This is a genomic window from Sphingobium cyanobacteriorum (assembly GCF_030580935.1).
Taxonomy (GTDB): Bacteria; Pseudomonadota; Alphaproteobacteria; order Sphingomonadales; family Sphingomonadaceae; genus Sphingobium; species Sphingobium cyanobacteriorum.
This window is the reverse complement of sequence record NZ_JAUQOM010000049.1, coordinates 1-4,104: the sequence shown is the minus strand read 5'-3', so window position 1 is coordinate 4,104 and position 4,104 is coordinate 1. Positions and strand designations below refer to the sequence as shown.

Genomic DNA, 4,104 nt, shown 5'->3' with positions numbered 1-4,104 from the left:
GGCCCAGTCGGCCCGAAGCTGCGATTTTGGCCATGTTGAAGAACAAAGATTGAACATGGCGATCTACCAGGCTCGCTCTTGTCCTCCAATCTCGTAAACATCGGTCTCGATCGAGCACCTGTAGCTCTCTGCGATGTTGAACATCTCTGTCTGGAGAGATGCGATCTCATCATCGAGGCTGACGCCATCGGCACCCTGATCATAGGCGACGGTCAGCGTGTAATCGCAGTTCCCGGTCTTTTGCATCTGGTAATCCCGCTCCAGCATCGCCTCAATGCGCTCGCGAGCGGGCTTTCTGCCACGACCATGCTTGTTGAAGTTCTCGATGGTCAGATGCAGGGCGATGGTGACAGAAGGCGGCTTTTCCGGCAGCCCGATCCTTGAAGGAATGACGTCAAGCGCCCGATAGACGGTCATTCTTGAGATCTTGAGGTCGCGCGCGACGCTGGCCTTGCTCGCGCCGGCGGTGATCCGGCGTCGGATTTCATCGTCATCGATGTTTTTCTTCCGGCCTTTGTAGACGCCTTCGGCGCGCGCCGCCTCGATCCCGGCGCGCTGCCGGTCCTTGATGAACGTCAGTTCCATGTCCGCGACCATGCCCAGAATGGTGATCACCATCCGCCCCATGCTTCCGGCCGTCGTCACCTCCGGCTCAAGCACCCGCAATGAGGCTCCCTTCTGGTCGAGTTCATGAACCAGATTGAGAACATCGCGTGTGGAGCGACCGAGCCGATCGAGACGCAGGACGACGAGTTCGTCATCGGCGCGCAGGAACTGCATGATCGTCTCAAGCTCCGTGCGTCCAGTGCGCGATGCGCCCGAGCCTGTTTCGGAGCGGAGGATTTCACAGCCCGCTGCCTTCAACCGGGCAACCTGGATGTCGAGATCCTGGTCGATGGTGCTGACGCGGGCGTAGCCGACGCGGGTCATGGGCAAATCCGTCACATTAGGGTGGCTTTGCCCTCGTACAGTAACATTGGTGACGGAACCACCCTTTTGTGACATGTCGTATATGTCACTTCCGATCGTCACGTTCGGGTGCACCCAAATGGTGCGAGCGGAAAGGCCCCGGTCAGGCAGCAAGCCGCCCAAAATCGATCCGGCTATTCAGATCGAGGTCGAAGCGGCCATAAGGATTGACGTGGCTGTAAATCAGCGGTGTGAGGCCGCGATAATCATCCGGCGTCATCCGGCCCGTCCATTTCGGTTCCACCAGCACGCTCTGAAGCATTCGGGTGTTCACATAGACAAGCGACGCTTGCAGCAAATGTAGCGCCAGGACCGAGAGCTGCTGCTCATCGATGCGGTTAGTGGCGATCTCGCCGCCCTTGCCGAAGAAAACGAACCCATTGGCACTGTTCCAGTTTTCAACGACATTCAGGCCTTCATGAATTTCGCGGCGGAAGGACTCCTCGCGCAGATACCGGCACAGGAAGATCGTCTTGACCGCGCGGCCCAGCTCACTCAACGCCTTGTAGGTCGGGTGCATCACCTCGGAGCGGCTAAACCGGCGCAGGATCGCCTCCGGGTCGGCGGTTTTTGTCTGCATCGCGGCTGCATATTTGACCATCTCGTCATATTGCTGCTCGATCTCATCCCAGTTGATCGGACTGGAGAGGATCGGCTGCAAGTGGGGAAGCCGCGTTCGCATGCCGACATCGGGAAGAGCCAGCTTCTGGCGAGCGATCGCTTTCAGGCGGGGTGCAAGCTCAAATCCGAGAAGCCGGCAAAATGCAAAGCCAACCGCGCTTTGGCCATGACTATCAACATATTGTCGCTGGATTTCCATGTCGGTGCAATGGCGCAGCACGCCCTCGATCATGGAGGCGACCTCGGAGGAAGAGCAGCGCTTGAGCTGGGAATAGACGCATGTCGCGCGTCGTTCGACATGCCAGTAGATCATGACGCCCCGTCCACCATAACGCGCATGCCATTCCGTCATCAGGTTGCGATCCCAGGCTCCGAACTTTGTGGAATCTGACGCACAGGCCGTGCCGGCGTCCCCCCAGACTGCAGCATTGCGGATTGCCAGGGTCGCATTCGCAACCCTGGCACACGCCTCCTTGAGCGCCGCGGCATGAACGAAGCGGCGATGGACATGCAGCAGCTCTTCATAGCTGACATCGGGGGTGGCGCCGGCGATCCGCTTGAGCCCGGCATTCGTTCCCAGGCCGTAGAGGCATAGCAGGAGACGTTGATCCAGCGCGGTTTTCGGCAGTGCAACACGCGAGGCCGATGTTTCGAACGCTTCGAGAAGTCCCGTATCAAGGGCAGCCTCCTTCAGTACGTCGAGCAGCCCGGTCATCGGCCAGCGTTGGCCGATCTCGGTCTTGATCGAGGCGAGACCCCTGGGTTCGGGCAAGGGTTTGAACGGGGTGAGAGATATACGGTTCTCGCCGCGCCACAGCAGCCGAACCTTGTCGTTCCGGGGAATATTGGCATTGAGGAGCAACAGTTCCTGAGCAAGCTCTTCCCGGATGGCGCTTGAAAATGCACGCGCATCCGCCGTCAGGTTCAATCCTGTGTAATATGCTTCTCGCCGCGCATCGAAGTCCTTGGGAAGATCGTCATCGGGATTGCGGTATCGGTCCGCCCCGACAACCCAGATTTCCTTAGAACGGATGCGATCGCGCAGTTGCGCGAGGACACAAAGCTCATAACTGATCCGGTTTACGCGCCCCTCTTCATCAATGACGGAACTGCGCCATCTCGCCGGAATGACCTCGTCGACCGGCACTGCGTGCGGCGGCACGTAGCGGCATCCATCATCCACTTTGCTTCTGATCCAGTCCAGGGCCGCCAGCACCGGACGCCACACGGCGTTGTTCGACCGGAACTCCAGTGCCGAAAGCAGGCTTGGCAGCATACGGCGATAATGATTGGCCCATGACCTCCGCATCACCTTGTAGATCCGCCGATCCAAGGCGCCCTTTGCCTGGCTTTCCTTGATGATCGCCGCCAGTTTGTCCTTGCCGGCGATTGGGAAAATGACATCGCAGATGCGCCCGGATGGATCGTCGATCGAAGCGCTGGCAATCTCGACCAGGAGTCGCTCCTTGCCATAGACCCGCTCGATGTCTTTCGCGATATCGCCCACCACCTTGCGTTTCGAGCGCGATCCGATCTTATGGACCGTCTCGATCAGCAGGTCGACCATCGCATCCGTAAGCTGAGCTTCCCGCGCCATCAGATAAACGGCATAGAGCCCGAGCTGGCGCGCCGGTACATGCCGGCGCATCTCCGAGGCTTTCTCGCCGGCAACCCGGCGAACGATCTGATCGACCCATGCCTTGCCCGTGACCGATAGGAAATCTCGGGGAAGAGCAAGCCGTTGGATAAAGGCGAGTTTGGCGGTCACGCCAAGAATGTTTTCGAGCGTCGCCTGACCTGCATCCCCCTTCATCGTGTTGAAGCCGGTCGGGCCATCGGGATCGGCGAGCGAGGCTTCCAGCAAGGCGACCGCATCCGGCGCAAGCCGATCGCGGACTCGGGCCAACAGGGCCTCCAGATAGAGGTGTCGTTGCGAACGGACGAGGCGTTCCAGCTCCTTGCGCGACGGCCCATAGATACGGCGGTCGCGGCACCACAGGAAAACATGCTCGAGCATGGCATTGATCGGCTGCCCGCCCGCACAAAGATCGTCGGAAATCCACCTCGACAACGCCCTGCGATCCGTCTGCGTCATACGGCGGAACCCGAGATGCCGCAAAATCTCCGCGCAATGCCGGCGGGCGGTGCGCCCGGAAAAATCATAGTGGTTCACGGATTTGGCATCGAGACCAAGTTGCTCCGCCAGATACAAGACACCGTCGGAGGGTATCGACGCATGATCCGGCACAAAGAAGCCATGCCCGGCGAAAAATCTAAGCTGAACCGCCAATCCCAGTCGTGCCGTCTCCGCTTTGCCGGTCACGAACGCGATGTCCGAAAAACTCAGGCTCCAGGAGCCGATCAGATCCCCACTCGAAACGCCAAGGCTCATAACGCCGCTCCCTTATCGGAGCGGAACGTCGTTCCTCGCATGGGCGATCGTCAACAACAACCAGCCCGTTCCCGACGTGTTCTCCAAGATGACCAAAATCGCAGCTTCGGGCCGACTGGGCC

Annotated in this window: 2 protein-coding genes; both read right to left on the bottom strand. The window is 59.6% G+C overall.

From position 1 onward, the window contains the following. Positions 1-63: 63 nt before the first annotated feature. A complete protein-coding gene (locus tag Q4610_RS21430) occupies positions 64-930 on the bottom strand; it encodes a recombinase family protein (RefSeq protein ID WP_006961816.1) in 867 nt (288 codons plus the stop codon). A 142-nt stretch (positions 931-1,072) separates the two neighbouring features. After that, positions 1,073-3,982 (bottom strand): Tn3 family transposase, encoded by a 2,910-nt coding sequence (locus Q4610_RS21425; protein ID WP_006961814.1) that lies wholly within the window; start codon positions 3,980-3,982, stop codon positions 1,073-1,075. Positions 3,983-4,104 lie beyond the last annotated feature (122 nt).

Coding starts and splice junctions, on each gene's coding strand:
- Q4610_RS21430 (WP_006961816.1), bottom strand. CDS start 930: ATGACCCGCGTCGGCTACGCCCGCGTCAGCACCATCGACCAGGATCTC.
- Q4610_RS21425 (WP_006961814.1), bottom strand. CDS start 3,982: ATGAGCCTTGGCGTTTCGAGTGGGGATCTGATCGGCTCCTGGAGCCTG.